Raw genomic sequence first — 1,223 nt, 5'->3', positions numbered from 1 at the left:
CTAGTACTCTGTAAACCAACAAACTAATAGTAATCCATTGACCCGTCGATATATCTACAAAAAAGATATGAGGGATTGAGGATGGAAAAAAGATGGGTAGTGGAACTAAGTAAAGAAGAACGTGAAAGATTAGAAAAACTCATTCATAAGGGAAATGTCATCGGTTATAAAATTCGACATGCCCACATGCTACTAAAAGCAGATGAAAGTGCAGAGGGACCTGCTTGGTCGGACAAACAAATTGCAGATGCCTACCATACCAGTCTGAGCACGGTGCGTAGCCTACGTAAACGACTCGTTGAAAAAGGATTTGAAGCAGCGCTAGAGCGAGAAAAACAAGCAAAGCGCAAATCAAAATGGGATGGAGAAATGGAAGCCAAGCTAATTGCGATTGCATGCAGCAAGCCACCAGAAGGGTACAGCAGATGGTCCGTTCGTCTCTTGGCACACCATTTAGTAGAACTGGAAATCATCGAATCGATCTCTCATACTGCCGTCCACCAGATCATGAAAAAAACGAACTTAAACCATGGTTAAAAAAGCAATGGTGCATCCCCGAAGCCTCAGGTGAATTTGTAGCTTGTATGGAGGACATTCTCGATGTTTACCAGCGCCCTGCTGATCCCAAACGTCCCTTGATCTGCTTAGATGAAACGAATCGGCAACTCACGGAAGAAACACGAGCGTCTCTTCCAGTGGAACCAGGGAAGCCGAAGCGTGTGGACTATGAATACAAACGTAATGGTGTTATGAACTTGTTCATGATGTTTGCCCCGTTGGAAGCGCGGCGTCATGTACGGCTTTCGGAAAGACGGACACGCGTTGATTTTGCGGTCTGCATCAAGGAACTGGTAGATATTCACTACCCAGAAGCGGACCAAATCGTACTCGTGATGGATAATCTAAATACGCATAGTGTGGGTTCACTGTACGAGGCCTTTACACCGGCAGAGGCAAGGCGACTGGCTAGCAAATTAGAAATTCACTACACGCCCAAACATGGTAGCTGGCTCAACATGGCTGAAATTGAAATCGGCGTAATGAGCCGTCAAGCGCTGTCTGATTATGTGGCTACCAAAGAAGAACTGCAAACACGCATAGCGGCATGGCAAGCTGATCGCAATACCACGGCATCCACCGTCAATTGGCAATTTACTACAGCAGACGCTAGGATCAGGCTTAGAAAGCTATACCCTGTAATTTAAGGTTTACAGAGTACTAGG

General features: G+C 45.7%; 2 protein-coding genes. Both read left to right on the top strand.

The annotated features are described in order from the left end of the window. Positions 1 to 81 precede the first annotated feature (81 nt). Positions 82 to 537, top strand: coding sequence for a helix-turn-helix domain-containing protein (locus tag A7K91_RS00040; RefSeq protein ID WP_068678391.1), 456 nt, complete (start codon positions 82 to 84; stop codon positions 535 to 537). Beyond that, positions 426 to 1,205, top strand: coding sequence for an IS630 family transposase (locus A7K91_RS00035; RefSeq protein WP_082967141.1), 780 nt, complete (start codon positions 426 to 428; stop codon positions 1,203 to 1,205). The genes A7K91_RS00040 and A7K91_RS00035 overlap by 112 nt, the downstream gene beginning before the upstream one ends. Positions 1,206 to 1,223 lie beyond the last annotated feature (18 nt).

It is taken from the genome of Paenibacillus oryzae, assembly GCF_001675045.1.
In the GTDB taxonomy this organism is placed as follows: domain Bacteria; phylum Bacillota; class Bacilli; order Paenibacillales; family Paenibacillaceae; genus Pristimantibacillus; species Pristimantibacillus oryzae.
This window is presented reverse-complemented; position numbering and strand designations above follow the sequence as displayed.